This is a genomic window from Pseudoduganella sp. S-14, assembly GCF_049913285.1.
GTDB lineage: Bacteria > Pseudomonadota > Gammaproteobacteria > Burkholderiales > Burkholderiaceae_D > Rugamonas.
The window spans coordinates 5392567-5405814 of record NZ_CP183991.1; the positions used below are offsets into that span (position 1 = coordinate 5392567).

The 13248-nt window shown below is 61.6% G+C and carries 12 protein-coding genes and 1 tRNA gene; 5 read left to right on the forward strand and 8 right to left on the reverse strand.

What is annotated here, in order from left to right:
• Positions 1 to 2: 2 nt before the first annotated feature.
• Positions 3 to 1952: a TonB-dependent receptor domain-containing protein gene (locus ACN9MZ_RS24830; RefSeq protein WP_426339510.1), complete on the reverse strand. Its 1950-nt coding sequence runs from the start codon at positions 1950 to 1952 to the stop codon at positions 3 to 5.
• A gap of 128 nt (positions 1953 to 2080) precedes the next feature.
• Here ACN9MZ_RS24830 and ACN9MZ_RS24835 point away from each other — a divergent pair, with 128 nt between their 5' ends.
• Complete coding sequence (locus ACN9MZ_RS24835; protein WP_426339511.1) at positions 2081 to 2980, forward strand: LysR family transcriptional regulator; 900 nt, start codon at positions 2081 to 2083, stop codon at positions 2978 to 2980.
• On the opposite strand, the gene ACN9MZ_RS24840 is transcribed toward ACN9MZ_RS24835, so the two are convergent.
• Complete coding sequence (locus ACN9MZ_RS24840; protein ID WP_426339512.1) at positions 2931 to 3884, reverse strand: alpha/beta fold hydrolase; 954 nt, start codon at positions 3882 to 3884, stop codon at positions 2931 to 2933. The two genes, ACN9MZ_RS24835 and ACN9MZ_RS24840, sit on opposite strands and share 50 nt — an antisense overlap.
• A gap of 160 nt (positions 3885 to 4044) precedes the next feature.
• Between ACN9MZ_RS24840 and ACN9MZ_RS24845 the strand changes: the two genes are divergently transcribed.
• Positions 4045 to 4980, forward strand: coding sequence for an alpha/beta fold hydrolase (locus ACN9MZ_RS24845; RefSeq protein ID WP_426339513.1), 936 nt, complete (start codon positions 4045 to 4047; stop codon positions 4978 to 4980).
• Between the two features lie 104 nt (positions 4981 to 5084).
• Positions 5085 to 5264 carry a hypothetical protein gene (locus ACN9MZ_RS24850; protein WP_426339514.1) on the forward strand — a complete coding sequence of 60 codons (180 nt, stop codon included), beginning with the start codon at positions 5085 to 5087 and terminating at the stop codon, positions 5262 to 5264.
• A gap of 23 nt (positions 5265 to 5287) precedes the next feature.
• Here the strand turns inward: ACN9MZ_RS24850 and ACN9MZ_RS24855 are convergent.
• The 3 genes from ACN9MZ_RS24855 to pepN form a co-directional block, all read right to left on the reverse strand.
• Positions 5288 to 5363, reverse strand: a tRNA-Thr gene (locus ACN9MZ_RS24855).
• 67 nt (positions 5364 to 5430) lie between these two features.
• Positions 5431 to 6438 (reverse strand): class 1 fructose-bisphosphatase, encoded by a 1008-nt coding sequence (locus tag ACN9MZ_RS24860; protein ID WP_426164418.1) that lies wholly within the window; start codon positions 6436 to 6438, stop codon positions 5431 to 5433.
• 23 nt (positions 6439 to 6461) lie between these two features.
• Positions 6462 to 9077 (reverse strand): aminopeptidase N, encoded by a 2616-nt coding sequence (gene pepN / locus ACN9MZ_RS24865; RefSeq protein WP_426339515.1) that lies wholly within the window; start codon positions 9075 to 9077, stop codon positions 6462 to 6464.
• Between the two features lie 162 nt (positions 9078 to 9239).
• Between pepN and ACN9MZ_RS24870 the strand changes: the two genes are divergently transcribed.
• Positions 9240 to 9878 (forward strand): DUF4136 domain-containing protein, encoded by a 639-nt coding sequence (locus ACN9MZ_RS24870; protein WP_426339516.1) that lies wholly within the window; start codon positions 9240 to 9242, stop codon positions 9876 to 9878.
• Positions 9865 to 11256 carry a C13 family peptidase gene (locus ACN9MZ_RS24875; RefSeq protein WP_426339517.1) on the forward strand — a complete coding sequence of 464 codons (1392 nt, stop codon included), beginning with the start codon at positions 9865 to 9867 and terminating at the stop codon, positions 11254 to 11256. Before ACN9MZ_RS24870 ends, ACN9MZ_RS24875 begins: the two co-directional genes overlap by 14 nt.
• 137 nt (positions 11257 to 11393) lie before the next feature.
• On the opposite strand, the gene ACN9MZ_RS24880 is transcribed toward ACN9MZ_RS24875, so the two are convergent.
• The 3 genes from ACN9MZ_RS24880 to ACN9MZ_RS24890 are packed head-to-tail and all read right to left on the reverse strand — an operon-like array spanning position 11394 to position 13241.
• Positions 11394 to 12125 (reverse strand): alpha/beta hydrolase, encoded by a 732-nt coding sequence (locus ACN9MZ_RS24880; RefSeq protein ID WP_426339518.1) that lies wholly within the window; start codon positions 12123 to 12125, stop codon positions 11394 to 11396.
• Between the two features lie 2 nt (positions 12126 to 12127).
• Positions 12128 to 12259: a hypothetical protein gene (locus tag ACN9MZ_RS24885; protein ID WP_426164449.1), complete on the reverse strand. Its 132-nt coding sequence runs from the start codon at positions 12257 to 12259 to the stop codon at positions 12128 to 12130.
• Between the two features lie 7 nt (positions 12260 to 12266).
• Entirely contained in the window at positions 12267 to 13241 is a 975-nt protein-coding gene (locus ACN9MZ_RS24890) for a quinone oxidoreductase family protein (protein WP_426339519.1), read from the reverse strand.
• Positions 13242 to 13248: the final 7 nt, after the last annotated feature.

The window sequence follows — 13248 nt, forward strand, 5'->3', positions numbered from 1 at the left end:
GGTCAGAAGCCGTAAGTGGCGCTGACGTAGTAATTGCGGCCCAATTCGAAGAAGCTGAAGTCCTTGCTCTTCTCGGACAGGTCGACATCGGTCAGGTTCTTGACGCCGGTGCGCAGAGTCCAGTGCTTGCCGACCTTGGCGGACAGCCCCAGGTCGACGCGGGTATAGGCCGGCAGTTCCTTTCCGGAGTAGAACTGCTTGCCGGTATAGTGCGCCGACAGCGAAGCCTGCACACCCGGCACGGCAGTCCAGGCCAGTCCGATGCGGCCCACGTTCTCGGGACGGTTGTCCAGCACCGTGGTCTTGCCGTTCTCGTTGACGTAGTCGGCCTTCAGGTGGGTGAAGTTGCCCGACAGGGTTAGCGAAGGATGCAGCTGCAAGCTGGCTTCCAGTTCCAGGCCCTTGGTCTTGGCCTGAGCAACATTGACCCAGCGGCGCGAATTGGTCGGCGCATCGTAGGTCGCCACGATCATGTCGTCCACATCGTTCTTGAAGGCGACGGCGGTCAGGTCCCAGCCTTTCTGGTGCACTTCGAATCCCAGCTCGTAGTTGGTGCTGGTCTCAGGCGACAGTTCCGGATTGCCGGCCAGGAAGCAGCTACCGCCGCAGCTCACGATACGGTACTCCTTCGTCAGCTGATAGGCTTCCGGCGCCTTGAAGGCTTTGCTGATGCCGCCTTTCACGGTCAGCGAATCATTGCTTTGCCATACCAGGTAGCTCTTGGGCGAGAAGTGGCTGCCAAACACGCTATGGTCGTCCAGGCGGCCGGCCAGCGTCAGGTGCAGATCCTTGGCCAACGCCAGTTCATCCTCGACGAATACCGCCTTGCTGTCGGTGCTGACCTTGCCGGTATCCTTGTAGCTGACCGCATCGCGGATCACCTGGCGGCGCAGGTCGACGCCGGCGGTCAGCGCGTTGATGCCAAAGGTGGTATTGCCGTAGAACTTGGCGTAAGTATTCTCTTCCTTCAGGGTGCGCTGCTGCGGTGCGTCGTAGCGCGTATTGAAGTCATGGATTTCAGCGCTCTCGCGGGTGACGTAGGCCGTGGTGTTGCCCCAGTCCCAGCTGGCGCGGTGGGTCAGGCCATAGGTGTTGCGCTCGATCTCCTGGTCGCGGATGTCCTTCGATTCGAAATTCCATTCAGGGTAGAAGGCGTAGTAGTACATCACGCGCGGACGCTTGTCCTTGTTGTAGCCCAGGTCGAAGTCCAGCGACTGGTTTTCCGCCAGTTGCCAGGTCAGTGTACCGGTCAGGTTGCTGGCTTTTTTCTCTTCCAGGCGCGGGGTGCGCGTCGCTTCGCTGGCAGGGGCACCCCACCAAGCGTCGCGGTCATAGCGCTCGCCGGCAAGGGAAAGGCTGAACGTGTCACTCAACGCGCCGGACAGGTTGGCGCCGACGCGGTACTGGTCGCCGCCATAGCCGCTGTCCACCGTACGGTACTCACCGGTCACGCTGCCCTTCCACTCCTTGGTGGCCGGCCAGGTAATGATGTTGATCACGCCCCCCATCGCGTCTGAACCGTACAGCGCCGCCATCGGGCCGCGCACGATTTCCACCCGCTTGATGCTGGACAGGGGGATCGAGCTGAAATCGAAATCGCCTCCGCGCCACAACGCTCCGCCGGACGATACACGCTTGCCGTTCACCAGCATCAGCGTGTACTTGCCGCCCAGGCCGCGAATGCGGATTTCGTCGCGGCCGTTATCGTCGGTCTGGTTATTGACGCCGACGCTGTCGCGCAGCAGGTCGGCCAGGCCATTGACCGGCGACCTGGCAATATCTTCGGCTGTAATGACGGTGGTGAAGGCAGGTGCTGCGGCCACGGTGTGGGCGCGCATGGAGGCGGTTACCACAACGACGCTGCCGTCGCCGACACCGCCTGCATCATCGGCAAACGCAGGAAGGCCGATGGCGGCCAGGCTTGCTGCGATGAGGGTTTTCGAAAGGGACATAACAAGGTTCAAGAATTAAAATGAACGCAAATGATAATCATTCGCATTCAATCATGCAAGAAGTATAAGGCAAAAAAGTTAATCTGTCCTAATTATTAACGGCTACCATCCTCGCCAGGAGGAAAAACATGGATCACATGCACCTGATGACGGTATTCGTGGCGGTTGGCGAGCAGGAGAGCTTTGCCGGAGCCTCGCGCAGCCTGGACATGTCGCCGGCGGCGATCACGCGCGCCATTTCGGCGCTGGAGGAAAAGCTGGGGGCGCAGCTGCTGCAGCGGACCACGCGCAATGTGCGCCTGACCGAAGCCGGCCAGCGCTATCTCGACGACTGCCGCAACATCCTGGCCAGCATCGAAGAGGCCAATGGCGCCGCTGCCGGCATCAACGCCGAACCAAAAGGCAACCTGGCCGTCACCGCCTCCGTCCTGTTCGGGAAGAAATTCGTCACGCCCTGCATCGTGCAATTCCTGAAGCAGTACCCGGAGGTCGACGTTTCCGCCTACTTCCTTGACCGCGTCGTCAACCTGATTGAAGAAGGCGTAGATGTTGCCGTACGCTTGGGTCCCCTGCCCGATTCCAGCATGAAGGCCTTGCGCGTTGGCCAGATGCGGCGCGTGCTGTGCGCTTCCCCCGAGTACCTTGCCCGGCATGGCGTGCCACTGCATCCAGAAGAGCTGCAGCAGCATACGATCATTTCGGCCAGCAACATCACGCCGCGCGTCGAATGGAAATTTGGGCGCGACGGCAAGCCGCTCACCGTCCGCATCAAGCCCCGATTTACCGTAACCAGCAACGACGCTGCGATTCGTGCAGCGGTCGAAGGATTGGGCATCTGCCGCCTGCTGTCCTACCAGATGGCTGAAGAACTGGCGACGGGCCAGCTGAAAATCATCTTGCCGGAATTCGAAGAGGAGCCATGGCCGGTGCATATCCTGCACCGCGAAAGCAAATACGGCTCCTCCAAGGTGCGCAAGTTCATCGACCTGCTGGCGCAGCACCTGCGGACGCATCCGCACCTGAACTGAGCTTGCCGAGGAAAGCTCCGGTGAGCGTGGCGACTTCTTCCAGCCGGGTATCCATCACAAAATGCCCACCGTCCAGGATATGCACTTCGGCTGAAGGATTGTCGCGCTTGAAGGCTTGCGCGCCGGGCACCGTGAAGGCCAGGTCGTGCTTGCCCCATACCACGAGCGTCGGCAACTGGCGCTGTTTCAGCCAGGCCTGCCATTCAGGATAAGCCGCCAGGTTGTGCTGGTAGTCGTAAATCAGGTCGGCCTGGATGCGCGCCTGGCCAGGGCGATTGAGATAGGCATATTCGTCCATCCACAAGTCCGGATCGTAGGCTTCGACCGCAGGATCGCTGCCGATATGTCGTGCACGCGTGGCCGCGACCGACTGATGTACGGCAACGACATCCTTCTCATGTGCGGCACGGTCCGCCCAGAACGGTTTGCGCTTGGCCCACATCGCACCCAGTCCATCTTCGTACACATTCCCGTTCTGGAACACCAGCGCCCGCACCGCCTGCGGCCGTGCCAGCGCCAAGCGCATGCCTACCGGTGCACCGTAATCCTGCATCAGCAGTACGTAGCGTTGCACGCCGACGGCGTCGGTGAACTTCTGCATGACCGCGGCCAGGTTGTCGAAGGTGTAGGCGAACTTTGCCGGGTCCGGCGCATCGCTGTTGCCGAAGCCAGGATAGTCCGGTGCAACCATGTGGTAATGATCGCCCAGCTTGCGCAACAGGCCGTCGTACATGCGCGAGGAGCTTGGCACACCGTGCAGCAGCAGGACGGTGGGCTTGCTGGCGTCGCCCGCTTCACGGTAGGCGATATTGACGCCATCAACGGCGACGCTGCGATAAGCGACAGGTGCTGCGTGCCCGGCTCCTGCAAGCGCAATGGCGGCAGCGGCTACGAATGTTTTCATATTGTTCTCCAGTGAGTTGTCGATGGCCCCACTCTATCGACACCCCGCGCCAGGCGGAACGCCGCCGGGCGAAATGGATTGTTTCGCTGCGCGTAGTTCCGGCATCCAGGGCCGCTTCCTACACTCCGTCCCATCACAACCACTTTTGAAGGAAGCGAACATGAAAACCAACCGCATCGCCGCCGCGTCACTGTCCCTGGCCTTTGCAACCATCACCGCATCCGCAGCCACCACGGACGTGAGCTACCGCACCATAAAGGTCGATGGCGTCAATATCTTCTACCGCGAAGCCGGCCCTAAAGACGCGCCCACCGTACTGCTCCTGCACGGCTTCCCCACCTCATCCCAGATGTTCCGCAACCTGATTCCGCAACTGGCCGACCGCTATCACGTGATCGCCCCCGACTACCCCGGCTTTGGCCAGAGCGATGCGCCGGCGGTCGACAAATTCGCCTACAGCTTCGACAACCTGGCGAACGTGATCGACAAATTTACTGCCGCCGTCGGCGCATCGAAGTACGCCTTGTACGTGCAGGATTACGGTGCCCCGATCGGATTCCGCCTGGCTGCCGCGCACCCAGAGCGCGTATCCGCCATCGTGGTACAGAACGGCAATGCGTATAACGAAGGCATCGACAATCAGTTCTGGGCGCCGTTCAAAGTCTATTGGGCTGACAAAACCGAAGCGAATGCCGCCAAACTGAAACCGTTTTTCGAGATCGGCGCAACCAAATGGCAGTACACGCATGGCGCGCGCGACGCCAGCAAGATCAGCCCCGATGCATGGACCGTCGACCAAGCCTATATGGACCGCCCTGGCAACAAAGACATCCAGCTCGAACTGTTCTACAGCTACGGCAGCAATCCGGCGCGCTATCCGGAATGGCAAGCCTACTTCCGCAAGCACCAGCCGCCGATGCTGATCACCTGGGGCAAGAACGACCAGATCTTCCCTGCAGCCGGCGCTGCGCCTTACTTGCGCGACCTGCCCAAAGCCGAGCTGCACCTGCTCGACACCGGCCACTTCGCCCTCGAAGAGGACGGCGAGCAAATCGGCAAGCTGATGCGCGATTTCCTGACGCGCAAAACTAAGTAGCGTTTTGCAAGCTGATTGAGCACTTTAAATCTATTTCGGACCTGATAGCCGGCCTGAAAAGACTAAAGCAGGAAGCATGGATTCATACGGATGTGGAGGCTTGGTTGTCGAAGCCGCAAAAGGCAGAATTTTATTATGTGCCTTGGGACTACATGCAAAGCCTGGATGATGACGAGGTATTTGTGGACGACGATGGCCTGGAACTTCCACTTGCTTTGAAAGATAAAATTTGCATGCACGTATGGAGCCCCAGCATCAACGAAAAAACCCTGCCAGATCAATGACCTGGCAGGGTTTCTGTACGTCCTGGTGCCGGAGAAGAGAATCGAACTCCCGACCTTCTCATTACGAATGAGCTGCTCTACCAACTGAGCTACACCGGCAAAGAGCCCGGATTATAGCAAACAAACTTGCGCGTTTGCTAGTATCGGGACGCCATCATTGCAAAAATTACACGCCTTCCTGGTGATAGCTGGTGACCAGTGCCACTTCGTCGCGGGAGCCGAGGAAGACCGGCACGCGCTGGTGCAGCTTCTCAGGCTGGATGTCGAGGATGCGGCGCTTGCCGTCGGTGGCCATGCCGCCGGCCTGTTCGACGATGAAGGACATGGGGTTCGCTTCGTACATCAGGCGCAGGCGGCCTGGCTTGCTTGGATCTTTCAGGTCAGCCGGGTACATGAAGATGCCGCCGCGGTTCAGGATACGGTGCACGTCGGCCACCATGGAGGCGATCCAGCGCATATTGAAATCGGTGCCGCGCGGACCGGTGGTGCCTGCCAGCAGTTCGCCGATGTAGCGCTGCACCGGCGCGTGCCAGTGGCGCTGGTTGGACGAGTTGATCGCGAATTCCTTGGTCTTGGCAGGAATCTGCATATTGCGCTGGGTCAGCACCCACGAACCCATCTCGCGGTCCAGGGTGAAGCAGTTCACCCCATTGCCGGTGGTGAGCACCAGCAGGGTCTGCGGGCCGTACAGGGCGTAGCCGGCGGCCACTTGCTTGGCGCCTGGCTGCAGGAAGTCCTGTTCGGTCGGCTCGGTCATGCCTTCCGGCGCTTTCAGCACGGAGAAGATGGTACCGATCGATACGTTGACATCGATATTGGAGGAGCCGTCCAGCGGGTCGAACACCAGCAGGTATTCGCCTTTCGGGTAACGGTTAGGGATCGGGTGGATGTCTTCCATTTCTTCCGAAGCCATCGCTGCCAGGTGGCCGCCCCATTCGTTCGCTTCCAGCAGGATCTCGTTGGAGATCACATCCAGCTTCTTCTGGACTTCGCCCTGCACGTTTTCCGATTCCAGCGCGCCCAGCACTTCGCCAAGTGCGCCCTTGCCGACGCTGTGGGAAATGGTTTTGCAGGCGCGGCCCACCACCTCGATCAGGAGGCGCAGTTCGGCCGGAATGGAGTGGTGCTGGCGTTGTTCTTCAACGAGGTATTGGGTCAGGCTGATACGTTTCATTGTTTCCCTAGGTTTGTGCTTAATTAGTTTGCGAGTGCTTTGCTGACCACTTCCATCACATCATTCGACAAGGGGGTGGTGGCGGCGACTTTTTCCAGCGCGTGCCGCATATGGACTTGCAGCGCCGGCGCGTAACGGCGCCAACGGTCCATGCTGCGTGCCAGGCGTGCGGCGACTTGCGGGTTCAGGGCGTCGAGCTTGATCACGTGTTCGGCCCAGAATTCGTAGGCGCTGCCATCGGCGGCGTGGAATTGCGATGGATTCTGGTTGCAGAAGCTGAACAGCAGGCTGCGCGCGCGGTTCGGGTTCTTCAGCGTGAAGGCCGGATGTTTCATCAGTTCGCGCACTTTGGCCACATTGGTGTGCGGGGCGGAGCCTTGCATGGCGAACCACTTGTCCACCACCAGCGCTTCGGCTTTGAAGTCCTTGTAGAAGGCGTCCAGCTGCTTGCCGGCGTCGGCGCCGCTGTGGATCAGGGCGGACAGGGCGGCGGCGCGGTCGGTCATATTGGTGGCGGCAGCGAACTGCTCGCCGGCCAGCTTGGCCGCTTCTGCGTTCGGCTGCACCAGCAGGTAGGCCAGCGCCACGTTTTTCAGGCCGCGCTTCCCGGCCGAGATGGCGTCCGGGCTGTAGGCGCCTGGCGTTGCATTGTCTGCATACACCTGCAGCAGCTCCGCATGCAAAGCAGTACCGATGGCGTGTCGTACGAACTGGCGCGCGCTGTGGATTGCTTGCGGGTGCACCACTTCCATCTGCTCGGCGATGATCGTCTCCGACGGCAGGATCAGGCACTGCTCGCGGAAGGCGGCATCCAGCTCCTTGTCGGTCAGGACCGCACGCAAGGCGCCGATGTAGGTGTCGTCCAGCTTGAGCGGTTTGTCGTCCAGCACCGCCTGCGTCAGCGACAGCAGGCGTTCCATGGCCAGGCGCTGGCCGGCTTCCCAGCGGTTCACCGGGTCGCTGTCGTAGCGGAACAGGTGCAGCAGTTCATCGTCGGTGTACGGGTACTCCAGCACGACCGGCGCAGAAAAATCACGCAGGATGGACGGCACCGGCGCCTCGGCAATGCCTTCGAAGCGGAAGGTCTGTTCGGCCTCGGTCAGCTCCAGCACGCGGGTCGGAATCAGGTCCTTGCCATCGCGGCCGAGCAGGCCCACGGCTACGGGGATGTGGAACGGCAGCTTGTCGTCCTGGCCCGGGGTGGCCGGGCAGGATTGGCGCAACCTAAGTTCATACACTTGTTTGGCGCCATCGTGATGGCCAATGGCGCTCACCACCGGCGTGCCGGCCTGGCTGTACCAGCGTTCGAATTGCTTCAGGTCGCGCTTGTTGGCGTCGGCCATCGCGGCGCGGAAGTCGTCGCACTGCACGGCCTGGCCGTCATGGCGTTCGAAATATAGGTCCATGCCCTTGCGGAAGCCTTCACGGCCCAGCAAGGTCTGGTACATGCGCACCACTTCGGCGCCCTTCTCGTACACGGTCACCGTGTAGAAGTTGTTGATTTCGACGAAGGAATCGGGACGCACCGGGTGCGCCATCGGGCCGGCGTCTTCCGGGAACTGGGCCTGGCGCAGCGTACGCACCTGGTCGATGCGGGTCACGGCGCGGCCACTGTCGGTGCCGATCATGTCGGCGCTGAATTCCTGGTCGCGGAACACCGTCAGGCCTTCCTTCAGCGACAGCTGGAACCAGTCGCGGCACGTCACGCGGTTGCCGGTCCAGTTGTGGAAGTACTCGTGGCCCACCACCGCCTCAATGCCGGAGTAGTCGATGTCGGTTGCGGTGCGCGGGTTGGCCAGCACGAACTTCGTGTTGAAGATATTCAGCCCCTTGTTTTCCATCGCGCCCATGTTGAAGTCGCTCACGGCGACAATCATGAAGCGGTCCAGGTCCAGCTCCAGGCCCCAGCGCTCCTCGTCCCAGCGGATGGAATTTTTCAGCGACTGCATGGCGTAGTCGGTCTTATCGAGGTTGCCCTCTTCCACCCACACCTGCAGCAGCACTTCGCGGCCCGACTTCAGCTTGAATTTCTCTTCCTGGCATACCAGGCGCGCTGCCACCAGGGCGAACAGGTAGGACGGCTTCTTGAACGGGTCTTCCCACTTGGCATAGTGGCGGCCGTCACCGAGCTCGCCCTCTTCCAGCAGATTGCCGTTGGAGAGAAGGACCGGATATTGCTCCTTGTCCGCGCGCAGCATCACGGTGTAGCGCGCCATCACGTCCGGACGGTCCGGGAAATAGGTGATGCGGCGGAAGCCTTCGGCCTCGCACTGGGTGTAGAAACCGCTGCCGGAGGTGTACAGGCCCGAAAGCGTGGTGTTTTCAACCGGAGCGCAGGTGGTTTCGATCTCCAGCAGCACATTGACCGGCGCGTTACGGATGGTCAGGGTATTGTTGCCAATTATGTACTGGTTTGGGTTCAGCACAACCCCGTTCATGCGCAAGGCGATCAGCTCAATGGCTTCGCCGTGCAGCACCAGGTCGTGGCTCTTGCTGTCCGGGTTATGGCGCAGTTGCACGCGGTTGGCGACAATGGTGCAGGCGGGATCGAGGTCGAAGCCCAGTTCCACGGTCTCCACCAGGTAGCTGGGCGGGGTGTAGTCTTTACGATAGATCGTTTGCGGGCTGTCGGTACGCATGGTTTGGGCGAGCGAGGACAAAGAAGGCTATTTTACCAATACCGGAAGCGGGGCACGCCCGATTCTTTTCCGCTCTCCCCGCGGGGGTAACATTCTGTAATAATTAGGTGAAACGCATGTTGCCGGATTAAACTGGCCTATGAGTATAAAAGGAGTGTTGCCATGAAAGCGCTAGCCATGTTGGTGGCGGCCACCAGTTTGTTGCTGAGCGGCTGTGCCACTACCCTGCACAGCAACGTCACGGTGTTCCACGAGTGGCCGAGCGACATGCAGGACAAATCGTATACCTTCGAAACGCCATCGCCGGGCGAGGATACGCTGGAGTACCGCAGCTACCAGAACCTGGTCAGCGGTGAACTGGCCAAGCTGGGCTTCAGCCAGGCCGCCAGCACCAAGGACGCCAAGCTGCGCGTCGGCATGCAGTTCAGCACCATCGACCGCCCGGTCAAGGTCCTGACGGCGACCGACCCGTGGATGTATGGTCCCGGCCCATGGGGCTATTACCCGCGCTGGGGCTACTACCCTTACCGTTATCGCTACTACGGTTTCTACCGCCCATACTACGATCCGTGGATGTGGGGCCCGATGGAATTCCGCGAAACCATCCAGCATAACTACGACCGCAACCTGCGCGTCACCATCAACAACCTGCAGGGCAAGAAGCTGTATGACGTAACGGTGCAGAACACCAGCCGCAAGCAATCGACGCCGCTGGTCATGCCCGCCCTGGTGCAAAGCGCCTTCACCGGCTTCCCGGGCGAAAGCGGAAAGGCCAAGCGCATAGATCTTGAGCTCCAATAACGCCGTCAAATCCATCGGGCGGTGGCTGCGTGAAGGCGCATCCACCGCCTTTTTCCGTTCTCCGCGCTGGGAAGGCCTTGCCACCGGTCCCGGCGTCGTAGCGGTCCTGGTGCTGCTGGTGCTGGCGCTGTCAGTGGCTTTCCAGCGCCTGTACATCCACGGGCCGGCGCTCTTTTACTGGAAAGCCATCGCCTACGGCTGGCTGCCATTTGCCCTGCTGCCCTTCTATGCCCTGATGGCGCGCGGCACCGGGCCGAGCGTGCGTCCCGGGGCGGCGCCGGACCTGGCACGGCTTACCACCCTGCTGCTGGCGCAGACCGTGTGGCTGGAACTGTTTGTTGACCTGTGCTTTACCGCCATGCTGTACGGCGAGTCGGAGGCCTGGTCGGTGCGCCATCTTGGAAAATGGGGCGCGTGGATCGTGTGGGCGATTCCGGTCACCCTGATGATCCTGTCGCAACTGGTGCTGCTGGCGCGTGGCGGGCGCGGACGGCGCTGGCCGCTGGCGCTCATGGCGGGCATGATGGCGGGCGTGGTGGCGCTGGGCGTGGCCACGCAGCAGCCCGACTTCTGGTACCCGAAAAAGCAGGAAGCCGGCAACGAGGACTCTTCGCGCTACCTGAAGCTGACTGCGGAATTGATGGAGTCGCAGCCGGTGCTGCTGTCGCGCCAACTGGCGGCGCTGGCGCCGCAGCGCCCGGGCAAGGTCGATATGTATGCGCTGACTTTCGCGCCCTATGGCGACGAAGTGTTCCGCCGCGAGAGCCAGATGGTGGCGGACGTGATGTCGCAGCGCTTCGACACTGCCGGCCGCACGCTCCAATTGGTGAACCATTTCCAGACTGCCGAACAACTGCCCTGGGCCACCACCGTCAACCTGCAGAAGGCGATCCACAGTGTTGCGCGCACCATGGACAGGAATGAAGATGTGCTGTTCATCTACCTGACGTCGCATGGCGCGCGCGAAGGCCAGCTGGCGGCCGATTTCTGGCCGTTCGAACTGACCGAGCTGACGCCGTCCATGCTGCGCAAGTGGCTCGATGAGGCGGGCATCAGGCATCGCGTGATTGCGGTGTCAGCCTGCTTCTCGGGCAGCTGGATTCCTTCGCTGAAGGACGATGCGACCATGGTGCTGACGGCGGCCGATGCCGACCACACTTCCTACGGCTGCGGCTACAAGTCGGAACTGACCTTCTTCGGCCGCGCCATGTTCGACGAACAGCTGCGTAGCCATACGCGGTCCTTCGAACAAGCCCACGCCGCTGCGCGCGAAGTAATCCGCAAACGCGAAGTCGAGGCGGGCAAGGATGACGGGTATTCCAATCCGCAGATTTCCGTCGGCGCCGCCATCCGCGCCAAGTTGGCAACGTTCCAGTGAACGTATCGAGCTATGAAATAGACGGCCGCTGTCAGGCTGGCCATTGCCCCGTATAGCCGCCGCTGATCTCGTAGATCAGGGTAACTGTCCATCAAATTGTGCAAGGCTGCAACAAGACAATACATGTCCAGGAAAGTTCAATGCCAAGGCAACGCGCGGAGGGAAATATCGTTGTGGCCCACGCCGGGAACGACGTGGAAAGTTGCGAGGCCCGTGCGGAAGCTGCGGTACAGCGCTTCGCTGCTGGCACGGGGGATGACTTCGTCGCGCTCGGCGGCGAGGATGGTGGTGGGGGCGTTGATGTTGGGCGCGTAACTGGCCGAGTCGTAACGGTCACGCAACAGCAGGCGCACAGGAAGCCAGGGGAAATGGTGGGAAGCGGCAGCGGCCATGCTGTCGTACGGCGTGACCAGCACCAGGCGCTCTACGGCTTTGACACTGGCCAGACGGGTGGCGATGCCGCTGCCCAGGCTGCGCCCGACCAGCGTCACTCGCGGGTGCTGCGCGCGGACATGCTCGTATAGCGCCTGCGCATCGGCGAACAGGTCGACCTCGGTCGGCTCGCCCGGCGTGGCGCCGTAGCCGCGGTAGTGCATCAAATACAGTGACTGGCCGGGAAATGCAGCCTGCAGCTCCGGCAGGCTATACCCCACCGCCTCGGCATTGCCGCCGAAGTAGATCACGGCGGATGGGCCTTGCTGCTCGTGCAGCGTGACGCCGACGCGCGCGCCGCCGTCCAAAGCCAGCACGGTGCCGCCTTCAAACGCCTGCGGATAGTAGATCATGCTGCGCTGGCGAAAAAACACCAGCGCGCATACTGCGAGGTACAGCGCCAGCACCAGGAGAAGCAGCGACAGCACAATGCGCATGGTCAGCGGTAATAGGCTTCGCTGGCGAAGGTAATGAGACCGATCAGGGCCACAGCACTCAGCAGGACAATCAGCAAGCGTCCAAATTTCGGGGTGCCGTCGTCGTCGTCGGCTGGGCGGTTCTGGTCGGTCATAGCGATATCAAGGCAAGAGGATGGTGGAGCCGGTGGTGCGGCGCGCCTCAAGGTCGCGGTGCGCCTGTCCCACGTCGGCCAGATTATACCGCTGCTTGATTTCGATCTTCACGTCGCCACGCGCCACCACGTCGAACAACGACTGCGCGCAAGCCTCGAGGTCCGCACGCGTCGCCGTGTAATTGCCCAGCGCTGGCCGTGTCAGGAACAGGGAGCCGCGCGATGCCAGTTCGCCCAGCGAAAAGTTGGCCACCGGCCCGGACGCATTGCCGAAACTGACCATCATGCCGCGCGGGCGCAGGCAATCGAGCGAACCGATAAAAGTATCCTTGCCGATCGAATCGAACACCGTGGACACGCCTTTGCCGCCAGTGATCTCGCGTACCCGCTCGGTGAAGTTTTCCGTGTTGTAGTTGATTGCGTGGGCGGCGCCATGTTGCAGCGCCAGCGCCACCTTTTCGTCCGAGCCGGCGGTGCCGATCAGGTTCACGCCAAGGGCACGCGCCCACTGGCAAGCGATCAGGCCCACGCCTCCGGCCGCCGCGTGGAACAGGATAGTGTCGCCCGCCTTGAGCGGCGCCGCGCTGTGGAACAGGTATTGCACCGTCATCCCCTGCAGCATCATCGCGGCCGCGGTATCGCTGCCGATAGAATCGGGCAGCTTTACCAGCAGGCCGGCGGGCATGTTGCGCGCCTGCGCGTAGGCGCCATTCGGACGGCCGGCATAGGCCACCCGGTCGCCCACGCGCACATGGCTTACGCCCTCTCCCACCGCCTCCACCACGCCGGCGCCTTCCTGTCCGAGCCCGCCCGGCAGCGGCTGTGGATACAGGCCGCTGCGGAAGTACACATCGATAAAGTTCAGGCCGATCGCCTCGTGCCGCACCGTCGCTTCGCCAGGGCCGGGCGCCCCGACTTCGGCATCGACGTATTCCATCACTTCCGGCCCGCCGGTGCGGGACATGCGTATCGCCTTGACCATTCAATAC